Source organism: Amycolatopsis samaneae (assembly GCF_039541975.1).
Taxonomy (GTDB): Bacteria; Actinomycetota; Actinomycetes; order Mycobacteriales; family Pseudonocardiaceae; genus Amycolatopsis; species Amycolatopsis samaneae.
In genome coordinates this window covers 588,343-605,011 of record NZ_BAABHG010000001.1, presented here as the reverse complement: position 1 = coordinate 605,011, position 16,669 = coordinate 588,343, and the positions used below count along the sequence as shown (strand labels likewise).

Genomic DNA, 16,669 nt, shown 5'->3' with positions numbered 1-16,669 from the left:
CCCGTCGATCGTCGCCGGCCGCCTTGACCGGTCGGCAGCATCCTCACGTATTTGGAGCGATTGTGCAACGATTGCCGGTACGGGGTGTTTCCTGGTGTGCGGCGACCAGATCGAGGGCGCCGGTCAGGGTGTCGACCCCGGTCAGGCCCCGGTCGGCGAGGTGTCCCCACCCGGAACCGGCCGGCTCGACCGTGACTCCCTGGTGTGCCAGGCGTTGCCGCAACGGGTCGTCCACAGTGGCCGGAGACGTCGACCACAGCAGCGCCGGCCTCGGGTCGAGGGTGGACGCCATGGCCGCGATGGTCTCGGGCGAGGCCATCGGTCCGAGAAAGACCGCCGGCACACCCCGCTCGGCCAGCGCGGCGCGCAGGACCTCCATGGGCAGCGTGTGACGTTCGCCGGGGCAGCAGGCCAGCAGGACCACGCGCCCTGGCGCCGGATCGGCGAACCGGACACTGTGACGCTCCAGTGCCAGCGAGGTTTCGCTGGTGAGCGCCCATTCGGATGCGAAACACACGTCGCCGCATTGCCAGCGCCTGCCGAATTCGCGCAGGATCGGCGCGAGTACCTCGGTCCAGGTCGCGGCGGCCCCCATGTCCAGCAGTGCCTCGTCCAGCAGCGCGGCCAGTGAACCGAAATGGAGAGCCCCGGCCGCGCGCGTCAGCTCGGCCACGAGGCCGGGAACCGCTTCCCGGCGTGTTGTTTCCCCGGCTCCGCTGAAAACGGCGGCCGCGGCTTCGCGTGCGCGCATGCCACGCTCGATCAGCCGCTGCATGTGCCGCAGCCTGCGGACATCGGCATCCGAGTAGCGCCGGTGCCGCCCGTCCGCCCGCAACGTCGGCCCGGCCCCGTAACGCGCGTTCCACGTCCGCAACGTCACCGGGGACACCCCGAGCATCTCGGCGACCTTGCCCGGCGCCCACGATCCCCCGTGCCGGGGGGCGTCCCCCGCTTCCGCTTCCATCGACATCACGTTCCCCGCCGCAGCTACCGCCGACCGGTGCGCGGTACGGCATCTGACGACAGTCCGGGCCCGCGCGCCACCACGCGGGCCCGCGAACTGCCGCGACAGCTTAGCCGTGCCGTGACGGCCATGGTGGACAGCCACCGGCATCTATGAAACGATTCTGAATCGAATTGCCGAGTGGTGAGGAGAACGTGTGGCGGCAGACGTGAGCACAGCCGGGCACGCGTCCCCCGCGTGGCTGGACACCGCCGGCCGGAGATGCCTCGCCGAGGCCCGGAAGTTCACGGCCGCGCGGGCTTCCGAACATTTCGCGGGCCGCGCCGAGGGGACCGTCGCCGAGACCGCGCTGCCGGAGTTCGTGGCGGGCGGCAAGTGCCTGCGCCCCCTGTTCGCCTACGTCGGCTGGTGCTGCGGGAGAACGGAATCCGACGCCGCGCTGCGGGCGGCGGCGAGCCTGGAACTGCTGCACTGTTTCGCGCTGGCCCAGGACGACGTCATGGACCAGTCCCCGATGCGGCGGGGACGGCCCGCGTTGCAGGCACGCTTCGCGCACTGGCACGCCGGACAGGGCTGGCGCGGGTCCGCCCGGCGATTCGGCGATTCGGCGGCGATCCTGGCGGGCGACCTGTTCCTGGTCTGGTCCGAGCAGATGCTCCGTGGCAGTGGTCTCGACCCGGCCACGCTCGCCCGGGGATGGCCACACTACGACCGCATGCGCGCCGAGCTGGCCGTCGGCCAGCTCGCGGACCTGGTCGGCGATGCCCGCGCGTTGCCCAGCTGGGAAACGGTGCTGGACGTGCTCCGCCGCAAGTCCGGCAACTACACCGTGCGGCGCCCGTTGGAATTCGGCGCGGCACTGGCCGGGTGCGGTGCGGCCACCCTCGACCGGCTCGGTGAGTTCGGCGGGCTCGTCGGCGAGGCCTTCCAGCTCCGCGACGACCTGCTCGGAGTGTTCGGCGACGCCGCGGTCACCGGCAAACCGGACGGGCAGGATCTGCGTGAGCGCAAGGCTTCCAGTGTCGTGGTCCTCGCCGCGCAGATGGCCGACCGGCACCAGCGGGCGACGCTCGCGGATTTGAACGCGCTCGGCGAGATCGACGACGACGCGGTCGCCCGATGGCGTGCGCTGATCACCTCCACCGGGGCGCGTGATCGCATGGAGGAGCTCATCCGCGAACGCACCGAGAAGGCGATCGCCGCCATCGGGGTGGCGGTGGTCCCGGGGCACGCGCTCGGTCTGCTCACCGAGCTCGCGACGCGCTGCACGGAGCGGGACCTGTGAAGGCGGTTCCCGGGCGCACGGACCGGATCGTCGTGGTGGGCGCGGGTCTTTCCGGCCTGGCCTCGGCGCTGCATCTGGCAGGCCGGGGACGGTCGGTGACCGTCCTGGAACGCGATCCCGGTCCGGGCGGCCTCGCGGGACGGGCCGAGCGGGACGGATACCTGCTCGACACCGGGCCCACCGTCCTGACGATGCCCTCGATCCTGCGCGACACCTTCGCCGCGGTCGGCGCAGACCTGGACCGGGAACTGCCGTTGAAACGCCTGGATCCGGCGTATTCCGCGCGTTTCGCCGACGGCAGTGTGCTGCCCGTCCACACCTCCGGTGAGCGGATGGCCGCCGCGGTCCGCGATTTCGCGGGTCCGGCCGACGCGGCGGGCTACCTGAGACTGCGGGACTGGCTCACCCGTCTCCACCACGCGGAGTTCGGCCGCTTCGTCGACGCGAACATCGACTCCCCGCTGGGCATGCTGCGGCCCGAACTCGCGCGGCTGGCGGCGCTCGGGGGTTTCCGGCGCTGGGACACCAAGATCGGCACGTTCGTCCGGGACGAACGGCTGCGCCGGGTGTTCACGTTTCAGGCGCTCTACGCGGGCGAATCACCCATGCGCGCGCTCGCGCTGTACGCGGTGATCGCGTACATGGACACGGTGGCGGGGGTGTTCTTCCCGGCCGGTGGCATGGCCGCGGTGCCGCGGGCACTGGCCCGTACCGCCGCGGCGGCCGGGGTCGACTTCCGCTACGACTCCGAAGTGACCGCGCTGGAGCGGCGCGGGCCAAGGGTCACCGCGGTCCGTACCGCCGCGGGGGAGCGCTTCCCCTGTGACGCGGTGGTCCTCACCACCGAGCCGCCGGAGAGCTACCGGTTGCTCGGGCGGACGCCGCGTCGCCCGGTGCCGCTGCGGGCGGCCCCCTCCGCGCTGGTCCTGCACACCGGCGGCCCCGGCGTCCCGCCCGAGGTCGGGCATCACACGATCTCCTTCGGCCACGGCTGGAAATCCACCTTCCACGACCTGATCACCGCGGGGCGGCCGATGAGCGACCCGTCACTGCTGATCACCCGGCCGACCGCGTCCGACCCCACGCTCGCGCCCCCGGGCAGGCAGTTGTTCTCCATCCTCGCCCCGGTCCCCAACCTCGAGCGCGGGCCGGTCGACTGGACCGCCGCGGCCGGGTCCTACGCCGCGGAGATCCTCGACGTCGTCCGCGAGCGGCACCTGCCCGGTTTCGAGCCCGAGTTCTCCCACATCGTCAGCCCGGCCGACTGGGCACGCCGGGGTCTCGTCGCCGGCACGCCGTTCAGCTACGCGCATTCGTTCCCGCAGACCGGGCCGTTCCGGCCGCGCAACCGGCCCGCCGGCACGGTCAACGCCGTACTGGCCGGCGGCGGCACCGTACCGGGCGTGGGTGTACCGACCGTGCTGATCTCCGGCAGGCTGGCCGCGGACCGGATCACGGGCACCACCCGGCCCCGCGCCAGGGTGTTCGATCTCGCGGCCGGTGGCCCGCGATGACCCGCCGCGAACTCGACGCGGCCGGCATCCGGGAACCCCGGTTGCGCGCGGCCTACACCCGCTGCCGTGAGGTCAACGCCCGGCACGGCCGCACCTACTTCCTGGCCACGCGGCTGCTCTCCCCGGCCCAACGGCCCGCCGTCCACGCGCTGTACGGATTCGCCCGCACCCTCGACGACCTCGTGGACGTGCCGGAAGCCGCCGACACCCCGGAATCGACGGACGGTCGTCTGTCCGAAGTGCACACCCGGCTGCTCGTCGATCTCCGCGCGGGCACCAGTGACGATCCGTTGCTCGCGGCGCTGGTCGACACCGCGACGCGGTACGCGCTGCCGGCCGCGTACTTCACCGCGTTCGTGACCTCGATGAGGATGGACCTCACGGTCACCGACTACCCGACGCGTGCGGAGCTGGACCGGTACGTGCACGGATCGGCCGAGGTGATCGGTCTGCAGATGCTGCCCGTCCTGGGTACGGTCGTGCCCCGCGAAGAGGCCGAGCCCCGCGCGGCCGCGCTCGGCACCGCCTTCCAGCTCACCAACTTCCTGCGTGATGTCGCCGAGGACCTCGGCCGCGGCCGGGTCTACCTGCCCGCGGACGAACTGGCCGTCCACGGTGTCGATCGCGCACGGCTCGCCTGGTGCGCCGGGCGAGGGCTGGCCGACAACGCGGTTCGCGCCGCGATCCGGGAACAGCTCGCGATCACCCGCCGGATCTATCGCGAAGCCGCGCCCGGCATCGCCATGCTGCACCCCGTCTCGCGGCCCTGCGTGGCCACCGCGGCGGAGCTGTACGGCCGGATCCTCGACCGCATCGAGGATGCCGGGTGCGAGGTGTTCGCCGGGCGGGCCACCGTCTCCCGCGGCCTGCGGCTCGCGGTGGCGGGCCGCACCCTGTCTCGTGCGCTGTGGGCGCGTTGGCGCCACGACACGATCACCGCGCCGACCGTGGAGGTCTGAGGTGGGCAAGGCCGAATACCTGCTGGTGCTGGCGGCCTGCGTGCTGGTGACGCTGCCGCTGGAGTTCGCCGGGGCGCGCGTCTACCGGCGGCCCCGCCGGCTGGCCCGCGCGATCCTGCCGGTCAGCGTGGTGTTCCTGCTGTGGGACGCGCTCGCGATCGCCGCCGGGATCTGGGACTTCACGCCCGCGTTCGTCACCGGCGTCCGGCTGCCGTTCGCGATTCCCCTGGAGGAGGTGCTGTTCTTCGTGGTCATCCCGGTATGCGGGGTGCTGACCTACGAGAGCGTCCAGCTGACCCTGGCCTGGCTTCGCCGGCGGGTGCCGCGGTGATGCCATGGGGCTACACGGTTCCGGCCGTGCTCGCGGTCGTCGTCGTGGTCGCGGCCGAACTCGTGGTGCTGCGGACCGGGCTGTTCCGGCGCACCGCCTACTGGGTCACCGTCGTGATCGTCACCGGCTTCCAGATTCCCGTGGACGGCTGGCTCACGAAGCTGTCCGCGCCGATCGTGCGCTACGCGCCGGGAGAGATCACCGGCTGGCGTATCCCCTGGGACATCCCGATCGAGGACTTCCTCTTCGGCTTCGCGCTCGTGACCGCGGTCCTGCTGCGGTGGGAACACCGAAAGCCACACACGGACGAACAGGAGACCTCATGAGCGGCATGTCCCGTGACGGGCTGCCCCGGGCGGACGTACCGTCGGCCTTCGACGCCCATGCCCCCTGGTATGACCGGCTCACCGGCGCCAGCCCCGGGTACCACCGGCACCTCCGGCTCTCGGCACAACGGCTCGGACTTCCCGGCGACGGTGACGGGTTGCGGCTGCTCGACGCCGGATGCGGTACCGGCGCGTCCACCGCGGCGTTGGTGTCGGTCGCGCCGGCGGCCCGGATCACCGCCTTCGACGCCTCGGCCGCGATGCTGGACCAGGCCCGCGCCAAGTCCTGGCCGGGGAACGTCGAGTTCGTCCACACTCCCATCGAGGACATGTCCGGTGTGCGGGGCCCGTTCGACGCGGTTTTCGCCGCCTATCTGGTACGCAACCTGGCCGACCCCGACACGCAGCTGCGCAGGCTGCGGAACCTCCTGCGCCCCGGTGGCCGGATCGCCCTGCACGAGTACTCGGTCCGCGACTCCCGGCGCGCCCTGCTGGTGTGGAACGCGGTCTGCGCGGGCGTGATCATCCCGCTGGGGCGAGTCACGACCGGCGACGCGACCCTCTACCGCCATCTGCGCCGCAGCGTGCTCCGCTTCGACGGCGCGTCCGCGTTGACCGCACGGCTCACCCGTGCGGGCTTTCGTGACGTCCGCGCCGAGTCGGTCGCCGGGTGGCAACGGGGCATCGTGCACACGATCACCGGCACCGCCGCGCGGGAGGAACCGTGACCGCGGCACGACGCCCGGACCCCAGACGCGTCACCCACCCCGCGCCCGCCGGGCTGGCCGACGCCGGTCTGCTGGGCCACCGTCCCACCGTCGCCGTGATCGGCGCCGGGATCGCCGGGCTGACCGCCGCGACCGGGCTGGCGGAACGCGGCGTCAGCGTTACCGTATTCGAACGGGAGGCCTATCTGGGCGGCCGGGTGGGTGGCTGGCCCGACCAGCTCACCGACGGCACACCGGTCACCATGAGCCGCGGTTTCCACGCCTTCTTCCGCCAGTACTACAACCTCCGCGCGCTGCTGACCCGCACCGATCCCCGGCTGGAACGCCTCGCCCCGCTCGCCGACTACCCGCTGGTCGACGCGCAGGGCCGCACCGACACCTTCGCCGGGCTGCCCCGCACACCACCGTGGAACGCGCTCGCGTTCGCCCTGCGCAGCCCCACGTTCCGGTTCCGTGACCTGGTGCGGCTCAGCGCCCGCGAGGCACTGCCTCTGGCGACGGTACGCGTGCCCGACACGTACCACCGCCTCGACCACGTCGACGCGGCGAGCTTCCTCGAGTCGATACGTTTTCCGCCCGCCGCCCGGCATCTCGCGCTCGAAGTGTTCTCGCGCAGCTTCTTCGCCGACCCCGCCGAGTTTTCCGCCGCCGAACTGGCGACGATGTTCCATCTCTACTTTCTCGGCTCCAGCGAAGGACTCGTCTTCGACGTGCCGACCGAACCGTTTCCGCAGGCGCTCTGGGATCCGCTCGCCGAGTACCTCACGGCTCGCGGGGTCACCATCCACACCGCGACCGCTGTCCTCGCGCTGGAACGCTTCTCTCGCGGGTTCACCGTCACGCACAGCGGAGGCGAACAGACCGTCGACGCGGTCGTCCTGGCCTGTGACCTGCCCGGTCTGCAAAGCGTCCTCGCCGCTTCCCCCACCGTCGGCACCCCCGCCTGGCGAACCCTCGTCAGCGGGCTGCGCAGCGCACCACCTTTCTTCGTACGGCGTCTGTGGCTCGACCGTCCCGCGGCCGCACACCGGCCACCGTTCCTCGGCACGGGAGGCATCGCCTCGCTGGACAACATCAGCCTGCTCGACCGTTTCGAAGGCCAGGCCCGCCGCTGGGCCGCCCGCACCGGCGGGTCCGTCGTGGAACTGCACGCCTACGCGGCGACGACCGAAAAGACCGCCGACCTGGCGCGCGAGATGGACGCGCGGCTGCACCGGCTCTACCCGGAAACCGCGGACGCGACCGTCATCGACGCGAAAACACTACGTCGGCAGGACTGCCCGCTGTTCGCACCCGGTGACTTCGAAAACCGGCCGCACGTGGCCACTCCCGACCCCGCGCTGGTGCTCGCCGGTGACGGCGTCCGGATCGATCTCCCCGTCGCTCTGATGGAACGCGCGGCCACCACGGGCTGGGCCGCGGCCACGACACTCCTCGAACGCTGGGGCATCACCGGTCATCCGCTGACCTCGGTGCCCAATCACGGCCGTATCCCGCTGCTCGACCGGCTGGCGAGGTCCCAAGGTCCCACCCGGCCACGGCGACATCCGGGACAGCCGATCCGGTGATCTCGCACGCCCACGGCCAATGGCGGTGCCGGGCCCGGCCACCCCGATCGAAGCGGGCAGGTACCGCGTCGGCGGTCACGCAGGAACGCCAGGGCCCGTTCCGGCCGGACGAAGTGCGGCATCGCCACCACGAGCAGGCAGATCGGCTCGTCCGGGTCGATTCCTGCGATCCGGGTCACCCGCCGCCACAGATCCGCGTAGTCGAGCAGATCCGCGTGGAGCGTGGTAGCGTCGCCTGTCGGCATGCTGGCCGAGCAAAGTGTCGGCGTAGGCGATGGGCTCGTTGTCGATGTAGACCACCCGGCATTCACCCGGAACGGCGTGGTCGGCGATCTTGTGCACCTGCCCCGCGGTGGGCAGACCGGAACCGATGTCCACGAACTGCCGGATACCCGTGGGCCACGGCGTAGCGCACCGCGCGTCCGAGAAACGCGCGGTTGGCGTGGCGTCCGAGGGACGCCCCGGGTGCGTTGGATGCACCAAGGGCGTCCCTCGCTGCGTTGGACGCACCGAAGGCGTCCCTCGGCTCCGCCGGACAAGCCTCTCAAGGTTTGAGGAGCCGCTCGAAGTCCCTCACCTGTGTCCCGTGGCGGGTGTTCGACGCCTCCAGGACAGCCGCCCTCAGCGCATCGGGTCGCACGTCCACGACGTCGTGGGGGGACCTGATGCCGGGCAGGTGCTCGTAGTTCCAGACGATGACGTCGAGAAAGACCGGGGCTTCGAGCCGCCATCCCTGGAGCAGCAACGCCTGGGCGATCGCCGGGTAGGGGGTGAAGGCCGGATTGGCGAGCCAGGTCCGCAAGGTGGTCTCCGGGACGCTGGAGTCCACGCCGGCCCGGCCCAGCGCCTCGATGACGGCGGGGGCGAGCGGCGACGCGTTCTGGTCCGGGTCCGTCCTGACCAGCTCGTTGTAGAGCCGCACCGCGACGACGAGCGTCGCCTGTGCGTCTCCCGCTCTGCCGTCCCGGTCGCGCTCCCTGGCCGCGGCGAAGAGCTCGTGCGCGCGGTCGACCGACAGACTTGAAGGTGAACCGCCATTCTTGCCCTGCTGGCTGAGAAATCCCGACACGATCGCCGTCACGATGGTGACCGCGGCCAGGACGGCGGGCACGGCGCGTCGGTGGGGCGGCCGTAACCACGCCCGGCTCGGTGGCGCGTCGTTCGTGACCGCCTCGGTGCGGCCGGACGACGTCTCGGGCGGAGGCGTGGCCGTGGAGTCCGGGTGATGCGGCGGTGAGTGTGGCAGTTCGCCGCGCAGCATGGCTTGGTGCAGGGCACGGAGCTCGGGACCGGGATCCGCGCCCAGCCTGCCTGCCAGCCGCTGCCGGACGGCGGTATACCGGTCGAGGGCTTCCGCGCCCCGCCCGGACGCCTGCAGCGCTCGCATGAGCACGGCTTCGAGGGGCTCGGCCAGTGGGTGCTCGGCGAGGAAGTCGGGTACCGTGCCGAGCACCGCGGCGGGATGGCCGAGCCGGAGTTCGATCCGCGCCCACTGCACCACCGCGTCCAACCGCCGGCGGTCCCACCTGTCGCGGACCTGTACGGCCCATTCTCCCGGAACGCCCGCCAGCGGCGGCCCTCGCCACAAGCCCAACGCCTCCGCGAGTACGGCGGCCCGGACGTGGTCGTCGTGCCGCCGGTCGCCGCCCTGTTCGACCAGGCGCCGGAACCGGTGCAGATCCACCGACTCCGGGTCGAGATCGAGCACGTACCCGGCGTACCGGCGTTCGAGCCGTACCGGCTTTCCGCCGGGGAGAGTGACTATCTGCGTGAGCAGCCGTCGTATTCGACTCAGATGCGAGTACAGCACGGCTCGGGGATCGGCGGGCGGGGCGTGGCCCCAGACCCGGTCGATGAGGGTCTCGATCGCGACCGGTCTTCGCGCGTCGACGACAAGTGCCGCCAGCACCGCCTGCTGCCGTGGCGTCCCCACCTTGAGCGACCGGCCCGCCGACCACACTTCCAGTTCGCCGAACATCCGGAACTCCACGGATCCCCCACAGCGATCGACTGTGCACGAAAGGCGTCCCGCACCCGATGCTGGCTGGTTCGCCAGGTCGACGCAAGGTCGGTGCACAGGGTGCGGCGCCATGGTGGAGACCGCTGAGCCGACAGGCCCGGCAGGAATGACCTCAAGGGAGGAAGCGGTGCGCCTTCTCGTCACCGCATGGGTGGCGGTGGCCGCCGCGGCCATGGGGTGTTCAGGGTGATTCGACGGACGGGGAGTTCATTCATGAGGGAAACACGAAGACGGGTCGTGGTGGGCGCGATGGGCGCGCTCGTATTGTCCGGCGTGCTGGGCGCGGGAACCGTAACCGCCGCGCCCACGAAGGCGGGCGTGGGCAGCCAGCAGGCGCTCGCCCCGGCCACCAGCCCGTACAGCGTCGGGGTCGACTCCTCGACCTGGGGATCGACCTACCTGGCCCCCGGAGCCGAGTCGTCCTGGTGGTACACCTGGGAGTTCGATGATCATCACTGGTCGCGTATGTCCGGTCTTCCCAAAGACGACGGCCCGCCGGAGGCGGCGCTGCAAATGGTATGGGAATGGGCGAACAAGGGGAAGATATGGGTCAACTGGCGGGCCAACGGCGGCCCGGGCTGGTCGGTGACGTTTACCCCAACCGCATTAGTGGCACCGGCCAAGTTCTCTCCGGCGCCCCGTACGCCGCGGAGTCCCGACGCCACCATTACTCGTATCGAAGCCGTTTACGACGACCAGGGCACCATCGTGTCCGCCTACGCCATTCCTTCGTGGGCGGGCGAGCCGGGTGCGCCGCAGTGTGGTGCCACGGCCAGGGAAGGTCAGTCGGTCGCCACCCTCGACGTCCCCGCCGCCTATGCCCGACGCAGCCTGGCCGACATCGCGAACGCGTTCCATGTCGACGGCGCGGCCCGGGCCTTGGTTCTCCGCTGAGGACTACCTGATCGCCGGGAAGCGGTACGCCGTTCGGCTCGGCCACCCGGAGTGCGGGGCCGCACCCGCGGCCCCGCACGCGCGGATTGCCCGCCGGGGCAACCGAAAGGAAATCCCTGACTTTTCGCTGCCAGAATGGGGCGGTGCCGGAACTGTTGCTGGCCGAGGACCGGATCGATTTCGACGTGGACCTCCGGGAGCTGCAGGGCCAGGACCGGCTGGACCTGTTCTGCGGGTTTCTCCGGGCCATCGGGACGTGCCTCGCCAAACCGGTGTCGATGGCCACGGAGGGCGGCGGTCCCGGGGAGGTGTTCCTCCGGTTCGACCCGGTCGCCGACGAAGTCCGGCTCACCGCGAGCTGACCGGCGATCGCCGAGGGCTACCCGGTGGCGGCCGGGGTCGCGCGGACGTGGGCGCGTTCGCCCTGTCTGCCGATCAGGCTGAGGAACTCGACCGGGCCGGAACCCGTGGCGCCGAACCAGTGCGGGGTCCGGGTGTCGAACTCCGCGGCCTCGCCGGGCTTGAGGAGCAGGTCGTGCTCGCCGAGGACCAGCCGGAGCGTCCCGTCGAGCACGTAGACCCAGTCGAAGCCCTCGTGCGTGCGCAGGTCGGGCTCCTCGCCGTCGCGCCCGGCGGGCAGCACGAACTTGTAGGCCTGGATGCCGCCGGGCCGCCGCGTCAACGGCAGGATCGTCGAGCCGTCCCCGCAGGCGATCGGGCGCAGCGTGACGCGGGGATCGCCGGTGGGCGGCGCGTCGACGAGTTCGTCGAGCGTGACCCCGTAGGCCCGCGCGAGGGGCAGAAGCTGTTCGAGCGTGGGGCGGCGCAGTCCCGCTTCGAGCCGGGACAGGGTGCTGGCCGAGATCCCGGTCTGCTCGGCCAGCGCGGTGAGCGTGGTCTCCCGCCGCAGCCGGAGGTGTTTCAGCCGCGGCCCGACCGCGTCGAGGGTCCGGTCGATCGTTTCGTCCACGCCGGAATTTTGCCATTCGGCAAGAAGGTTTGCCACCAGGGCGGATGAGGGCGCACGGTGGTCGTGTACGGGGACGGAACGGACCGGGAGGACACGGGTGAGTACACAGGCGGGGGCGCACGAGTTCGACGGCGCCTACTGGGAGAACCACTGGCGGGGGGCGTCGGGGACGGGGAAGGAACCGAATCCGTACCTGGTCCGCGAGACCGCCGGGCTGAACCCGGGCACGGCGCTGGACGCCGGATGCGGCGAGGGCGGCGAGGCGCGCTGGCTGGCGTCGCGCGGCTGGGACGTCACGGCGGCGGACATCTCCGCCGAGGCGCTCACCCGTGCGGCGGGTGCCGGGGACGCGGCGAAGGTGGAGTGGGTCAGGGCGGACCTGACCACCTGGACGCCCGCGTCACGGTTCGATCTGGTCGTGACGCACTACGCCCATCCGTCGATGCCGCAGCTGGCGTTCTACGAGCGCGTCGCCGGCTGGGTGAAGCCCGGCGGCACGCTGCTCGTCGTCGGGCACCTGCACGCCGGGGGAGCGGCCGGGCACGGGCATGGGCACGGGAGTCGCCCGCCCGCCGAGGCGTCGGTCACGGCCGCGGACATCACCGCGCGTCTTGACCCCGCTGGGTGGACCGTCGTCACCGCCGAGGAACGCAGCCGCACCCTGACCGCCCCGAACGGCCGGAGCGTCTCGCTGCACGACGTCGTCGTGCGCGCCACCCGACACCGGTGAGCGTCGTCCGCGTGATGGGACGGCGAACTCGCGTGATGGGAGGCGGAACTCGCGTGATCAGGCGGAGATCTCGCGTGATCAGCGGCGGGTGCGGGTGGATTCGCGGACGACGAGTTCCGGGGTGAAGACCACGCCCTGGTGGCCGGCCGCGGCGCCGTCGCCGGTTTCGGCGAGCAGCAGTTCGGCGGCGGTGCGGCCCAGCCGTCGCGCGGGCTGGCGTACCGAGGTCAGCGGGACCGCGGCGGCGCCGGCGAACTCGATGTCGTCGTACCCGACGATCGCCATCTCCTCGGGCACCCGGATCCCGGCCCCGACCATCGCCTGGAGCACGCCCAGCGCCAGGAGGTCGTTGGCGCAGAACACCGCCGTCGGCCGGGGGCTCATCCCGAGCAGGCGCGCCCCGGCGTCCCGGCCGGACGCGAAGTCCAGCGCCGTCGCCTCCAGCACCGTGAGCGAAACCCCGGAACCGTCCACAACGGACCGCAGCCCGGCCTCCCTGTCCCGGCACTGCGCCAGCACGGCGGGCCCGGTGACGAACGCGATCCGCCGGTGCCCGGCTTCGGCGAGGTGCCGTCCCGCCAGTGCCCCGCCCGCGACGTCGTCCACCGAGACCGAGCTGGCCTGGTCGGCGGGCACCCCGCGGTCCACGAACACGTACGGGACGCCGCTGCGCCGAAAGGCTTTCAGCGCCTCGCCGGAGGTGTCCACCGGGCTCAGCAGCACGCCACGCACCCGCTGTTCCGCGAGCATCGCGAGATAGGAGGACTCCAGGTCGGTCCGCTGCCCGCTGTCGCACGTGATGACGTTGAGCCCGCGGGCGTGCGCGGCCTCCTCGGCGCCGCGCGCGACCTCCACGAAGAACGGGTTGCCGAGGTCGAGCACCACGAGCGCCACGATCCGGCTGCGCCCGGCGCGCAGCTGGCGCGCCGACTCGTCACGGACGTAGCCCAGTTCCTCGATGACCGACAGCACCCGCTTGCGGGTGGCCGCGGAGACGACCTCGGGTCGATTGACCACATTGGACACCGTGCCGATCGAGACGCCCGCGTGTTTCGCGACATCCTTGATCCCGACCATGCGTTCCCTTGCTCCGGAGGTGGGCGCGAGCCTACCATGCGTGTGAAACGTTTCAACCCGACCACGGCGACGAGGGTGAGGGTGAGCGGACCATGGTGGTACCGGCGGCGGTGGTGAAGGAACGGCTGCGCGGGCAACGGATCGAGACGCCGTCCTGGGCGTACGGCAACTCGGGCACCCGGTTCAAGGTGTTCGCGCAGCCGGGCGTGCCGAGGACGGTCGAGGAGAAGATCGACGACGCCGCCCAGGTGCACGCGTTCACCGGGGTCGCGCCGACGGTGGCGCTGCACATCCCGTGGGACCGCGCCGACGACTACGGCAGGCTCGCGAAGTACGCCGAGTCCGCGGGTGTCCGCCTTGGCACCATCAACGCCAACGTGTTCCAAGACGACGACTACAAGCTCGGCAGCGTCACCAATCCGGACCGCGCGATCCGGCGCAAGGCACTGGATCACCTGCTCGACTGCGTCGACATCATGGACAGGACGGGCTCACGCGATCTCAAGCTCTGGTTCGCCGACGGCACCAACTATCCCGGCCAGGACGACATCCGCACCCGCCAGGACCGCCTCGCCGAGGCACTCGTCGCGGTCTACGAACGGCTCGGTGCCCATCAGCGGCTCCTGCTGGAGTACAAGCTGTTCGAGCCCGCCTTCTACACCACCGACGTCCCCGACTGGGGCACCGCGTACGCGCACTGCCTGCACCTCGGCGACCGCGCGCAGGTCTGCGTCGACACCGGGCACCACGCGCCGGGCACCAACATCGAGTTCATCGTCGCGGTGCTGCTGCGCGCGGGCAGGCTCGGCGCGTTCGACTTCAACTCCCGCTTCTACGCCGACGACGACCTCATGGTCGGGGCCGCCGACCCGTTCCAGCTGTTCCGGATCATGGCCGAGGTGATCCGCGGCGGCGGGCTCGACCCGGAGACCGGCGTCGCGTTCATGCTCGACCAGTGCCACAACGTCGAGGCCAAGATCCCCGGCCAGATCCGCTCGGTGTGCAACGTCCAGGAGGCCACCGCCAAGGCGCTGCTGATCGACCGCGACGCGCTGACCGCCGCGCAGTACTCGGGCGACGTGCTCGCCGCGCACGACGTGGTCATGGACGCCTACCACACCGACGTCCGGCCGATGCTCGCCGAGCTTCGCGCGGAACAGGGGCTCGACCCGGATCCGGTGGCGGCCTACCGGCGGTCCGGCTACGGCGAGCGCATCGCGGCGAACCGGGTCGGCGGCACCCAGGCGGGGTGGGGCGCGTGACCCCGAAAGCCGTCGAAGAACTTCTCGCCCGTTCGCGCCGGCTCGGTGCCGACCCGGCCAACACCAACTACGCCGGGGGCAACGCCTCGGCGAAGGGGACGGCGGTCGACCCGGTCACCGCCGAACCGGTGGAACTGTTGTGGGTCAAGGGTTCCGGGGGAGACCTGGGCACACTGACCGAGGCCGGGCTCGCGGTGCTGCGGCTGGACCGGCTGCGCGCGCTGCCGGCGGTCTATCCCGGTGTCGAGCGTGAGGACGAGATGGTCGCCGCGTTCGACTACTGCCTGCACGGGAAAGGTGTTGCCGCGCCGTCGATCGACACCGCGATGCACGCGCTCGTCGACGCCCCGCACGTCGATCACCTGCACCCGGACTCCGGGATCGCGCTCGCCACCGCCGCCGACGGCGAAAAGCTCACCGAGCGGTGCTTCGGCGAGCGCGTCGTCTGGGTCCCGTGGCGGCGGCCGGGGTTCCAGCTCGGCCTGGACATCGCCCGTGTCAAGGCGGAAAACCCGCGCGCGATCGGCTGTGTCCTCGGCGGGCACGGCATCACCGCGTGGGGCGAAACCAGCGACGCGGCCGAGGCGCACTCGCTCGAAATCATCCGTACCGCCGCGGAGTTCCTTGCCGAGCACGGAAAACCGGAGCCGTTCGGCCCGGAACTCGACGGCTTCCGCGCGCTGCCGGAGGCCGGACGCCGGGCACGCGCCGCCGCGCTCGCCCCGGTCCTGCGCGGTCTCGCGTCCACCGACCGGCGGCAGGTCGGGCACTTCACCGACTCCGCGCCGGTGCTGGACTTCCTCGCCCGCGCCGAACACCCCCGCCTCGCCGCGCTCGGCACCTCGTGCCCGGATCACTTCCTGCGCACCAAGATCCGCCCGCTGGTCCTCGACCTGCCGCCCGCCGCACCACTGGACGCGACGATCACGCGGCTGGGAGAACTGCACGAGCGATACCGCGAAGACTACCGCGCCTACTACGAGCGCTACGCCGACGCGGATTCACCGCCGATGCGGGGCGCGGACCCGGCGATCGTGCTGGTGCCCGGCGTCGGGATGTTCTCCTTCGGCGCCGACGCGCAGACCGCGCGGGTGGCCGGGGAGTTCTACCTCAACGCGATCAACGTCATGCGGGGCGCGGAATCGGTGTCGACCTACGCGCCGATCGACGAGCGCGAGAAGTTCCGCATCGAGTACTGGGCACTGGAGGAGGCCAAACTCCGTCGCCGCCCCGCGCCGAAGCCGCTGACCGGCCGCGTGGCGCTGGTCACCGGCGCGGGCTCGGGCATCGGCAGGGCGATCGCCCGGCGGCTCGCGGCCGAGGGCGCCGGTGTCGTCGTCGCCGACCTGAACGCCGACGCCGCGCGCGAGGTCGCCGGGGAGCTGGCGACCGCGATCGCCGTCACCGCCGACGTCACCGACGAGGACCAGGTCAGGAACGCCTTCGACGCCGCGGCTCTCGCCTTCGGCGGCGTGGACCTCGTGGTCAGCAACGCCGGGCTGTCCATCTCGAAGCCGCTCCTCGAAACGTCCACAAAGGACTGGGACGTGCAGCACGACGTGATGGCACGCGGCTCGTTCCTCGTCGCGCGGGAAGCGGCCAGGACGATGATCGCCCAGGGCGCCGGCGGTGACCTGATCTACGTCGTCAGCAAGAACTCGGTGTTCGCCGGCCCGGACAATCTCGCCTATGGGGCGGCGAAGGCGGATCAGGCGCACCAGGTCCGGCTGCTGGCCGCCGAGCTGGGGGAGCACGGTATCCGGGTCAACGGCGTCAACCCCGACGGCGTCGTGCGCGGGTCGGGGATCTTCGCGGGCGGCTGGGGCGCGCGGCGGGCGGCGGTGTACGGCGTCGAGGAGTCGGAGCTGGGCGCGTTCTACGCCCGTCGCACCATCCTCAAACGCGAGGTGCTGCCCGAGCACGTCGCGAACGCGGTGTTCGCGCTGGCCGGCGCGGAGCTGTCGCACACCACCGGGCTGCACGTGCCGGTGGACGCCGGGGTCGCGGCGGCGTTTCTGCGATGACGGCGCTGCGATGACGG

16 protein-coding genes and 1 pseudogene are annotated in these 16,669 nt (G+C 71.8%); 12 read left to right on the top strand and 5 right to left on the bottom strand.

Going from position 1 to position 16,669, the window contains the following annotated elements; translation table 11 throughout:
- Positions 1–43: 43 nt before the first annotated feature.
- Positions 44–970, bottom strand: a complete 927-nt coding sequence (locus tag ABD987_RS02685) for a MerR family transcriptional regulator (RefSeq protein ID WP_345386441.1) — start codon at positions 968–970, stop codon at positions 44–46.
- A gap of 190 nt (positions 971–1,160) precedes the next feature.
- On the opposite strand from ABD987_RS02685, the gene ABD987_RS02680 reads away from it, so the two are divergent.
- The 7 genes from ABD987_RS02680 to ABD987_RS02650 are packed head-to-tail and all read left to right on the top strand — an operon-like array spanning position 1,161 to position 7,675.
- Positions 1,161–2,249, top strand: a complete 1,089-nt coding sequence (locus ABD987_RS02680) for a polyprenyl synthetase family protein (RefSeq protein WP_345386439.1) — start codon at positions 1,161–1,163, stop codon at positions 2,247–2,249.
- Positions 2,246–3,763 carry a phytoene desaturase family protein gene (gene crtI, locus ABD987_RS02675; protein ID WP_345386437.1) on the top strand — a complete coding sequence of 506 codons (1,518 nt, stop codon included), beginning with the start codon at positions 2,246–2,248 and terminating at the stop codon, positions 3,761–3,763. Before ABD987_RS02680 ends, crtI begins: the two co-directional genes overlap by 4 nt.
- Positions 3,760–4,722, top strand: coding sequence for a phytoene/squalene synthase family protein (locus tag ABD987_RS02670; RefSeq protein WP_345386434.1), 963 nt, complete (start codon positions 3,760–3,762; stop codon positions 4,720–4,722). Before crtI ends, ABD987_RS02670 begins: the two co-directional genes overlap by 4 nt.
- Position 4,723: 1 nt before the next feature.
- On the top strand, positions 4,724–5,053 hold the full coding sequence (locus ABD987_RS02665; protein WP_345386432.1) for a lycopene cyclase domain-containing protein: 330 nt from the start codon (positions 4,724–4,726) through the stop codon (positions 5,051–5,053).
- Positions 5,053–5,379 (top strand): lycopene cyclase domain-containing protein, encoded by a 327-nt coding sequence (locus ABD987_RS02660; protein WP_378213963.1) that lies wholly within the window; start codon positions 5,053–5,055, stop codon positions 5,377–5,379. Before ABD987_RS02665 ends, ABD987_RS02660 begins: the two co-directional genes overlap by 1 nt.
- On the top strand, positions 5,376–6,107 hold the full coding sequence (locus ABD987_RS02655; protein WP_345386428.1) for a class I SAM-dependent methyltransferase: 732 nt from the start codon (positions 5,376–5,378) through the stop codon (positions 6,105–6,107). The genes ABD987_RS02660 and ABD987_RS02655 overlap by 4 nt, the downstream gene beginning before the upstream one ends.
- Positions 6,104–7,675 (top strand): FAD-dependent oxidoreductase, encoded by a 1,572-nt coding sequence (locus ABD987_RS02650; protein ID WP_345386425.1) that lies wholly within the window; start codon positions 6,104–6,106, stop codon positions 7,673–7,675. The genes ABD987_RS02655 and ABD987_RS02650 overlap by 4 nt, the downstream gene beginning before the upstream one ends.
- Before the next feature lie 71 nt (positions 7,676–7,746).
- On the opposite strand, the pseudogene ABD987_RS02645 reads toward ABD987_RS02650, so the two are convergent.
- Positions 7,747–8,117, bottom strand: a pseudogene (locus ABD987_RS02645) (SAM-dependent methyltransferase); the annotation flags it as partial.
- Between the two features lie 102 nt (positions 8,118–8,219).
- Complete coding sequence (locus ABD987_RS02640) at positions 8,220–9,653, bottom strand: AfsR/SARP family transcriptional regulator (RefSeq protein ID WP_345386423.1); 1,434 nt, start codon at positions 9,651–9,653, stop codon at positions 8,220–8,222.
- A gap of 291 nt (positions 9,654–9,944) precedes the next feature.
- Between ABD987_RS02640 and ABD987_RS02635 the strand changes: the two genes are divergently transcribed.
- Together ABD987_RS02635 and ABD987_RS02630 are read left to right on the top strand one after the other, a co-directional pair.
- Positions 9,945–10,589, top strand: a complete 645-nt coding sequence (locus tag ABD987_RS02635) for a hypothetical protein (protein ID WP_345386420.1) — start codon at positions 9,945–9,947, stop codon at positions 10,587–10,589.
- 143 nt (positions 10,590–10,732) lie between these two features.
- A complete protein-coding gene (locus tag ABD987_RS02630) occupies positions 10,733–10,951 on the top strand; it encodes a hypothetical protein (RefSeq protein WP_345386418.1) in 219 nt (72 codons plus the stop codon).
- Between the two features lie 17 nt (positions 10,952–10,968).
- On the opposite strand, the gene ABD987_RS02625 is transcribed toward ABD987_RS02630, so the two are convergent.
- A complete protein-coding gene (locus ABD987_RS02625; RefSeq protein WP_345386416.1) occupies positions 10,969–11,559 on the bottom strand; it encodes a helix-turn-helix domain-containing protein in 591 nt (196 codons plus the stop codon).
- A gap of 97 nt (positions 11,560–11,656) precedes the next feature.
- Here ABD987_RS02625 and ABD987_RS02620 point away from each other — a divergent pair, with 97 nt between their 5' ends.
- Positions 11,657–12,289: a class I SAM-dependent methyltransferase gene (locus ABD987_RS02620; protein ID WP_345386414.1), complete on the top strand. Its 633-nt coding sequence runs from the start codon at positions 11,657–11,659 to the stop codon at positions 12,287–12,289.
- A 78-nt stretch (positions 12,290–12,367) separates the two neighbouring features.
- On the opposite strand, the gene ABD987_RS02615 is transcribed toward ABD987_RS02620, so the two are convergent.
- Positions 12,368–13,366, bottom strand: coding sequence for a LacI family DNA-binding transcriptional regulator (locus ABD987_RS02615; RefSeq protein WP_345386412.1), 999 nt, complete (start codon positions 13,364–13,366; stop codon positions 12,368–12,370).
- A 92-nt stretch (positions 13,367–13,458) separates the two neighbouring features.
- Here ABD987_RS02615 and rhaI point away from each other — a divergent pair, with 92 nt between their 5' ends.
- Positions 13,459–14,628, top strand: a complete 1,170-nt coding sequence (rhaI, locus tag ABD987_RS02610) for an L-rhamnose isomerase (RefSeq protein WP_345386410.1) — start codon at positions 13,459–13,461, stop codon at positions 14,626–14,628.
- Positions 14,625–16,652 carry a bifunctional aldolase/short-chain dehydrogenase gene (locus tag ABD987_RS02605; protein WP_378213964.1) on the top strand — a complete coding sequence of 676 codons (2,028 nt, stop codon included), beginning with the start codon at positions 14,625–14,627 and terminating at the stop codon, positions 16,650–16,652. Before rhaI ends, ABD987_RS02605 begins: the two co-directional genes overlap by 4 nt.
- Positions 16,653–16,669: the final 17 nt, after the last annotated feature.

Excerpts from the sequence above, each read along its gene's own strand:
- ABD987_RS02635 (WP_345386420.1), top strand. The coding sequence starts at position 9,945 with ATGGGCGCGCTCGTATTGTCCGGCGTGCTGGGCGCGGGAACCGTAACC.
- ABD987_RS02670 (WP_345386434.1), top strand. The coding sequence starts at position 3,760 with ATGACCCGCCGCGAACTCGACGCGGCCGGCATCCGGGAACCCCGGTTG.
- ABD987_RS02685 (WP_345386441.1), bottom strand. The coding sequence starts at position 970 with ATGTCGATGGAAGCGGAAGCGGGGGACGCCCCCCGGCACGGGGGATCG.
- rhaI (WP_345386410.1), top strand. The coding sequence starts at position 13,459 with ATGGTGGTACCGGCGGCGGTGGTGAAGGAACGGCTGCGCGGGCAACGG.
- ABD987_RS02660 (WP_378213963.1), top strand. The coding sequence starts at position 5,053 with ATGCCATGGGGCTACACGGTTCCGGCCGTGCTCGCGGTCGTCGTCGTG.
- ABD987_RS02655 (WP_345386428.1), top strand. The coding sequence starts at position 5,376 with ATGAGCGGCATGTCCCGTGACGGGCTGCCCCGGGCGGACGTACCGTCG.
- ABD987_RS02640 (WP_345386423.1), bottom strand. The coding sequence starts at position 9,653 with ATGTTCGGCGAACTGGAAGTGTGGTCGGCGGGCCGGTCGCTCAAGGTG.
- ABD987_RS02615 (WP_345386412.1), bottom strand. The coding sequence starts at position 13,366 with ATGGTCGGGATCAAGGATGTCGCGAAACACGCGGGCGTCTCGATCGGC.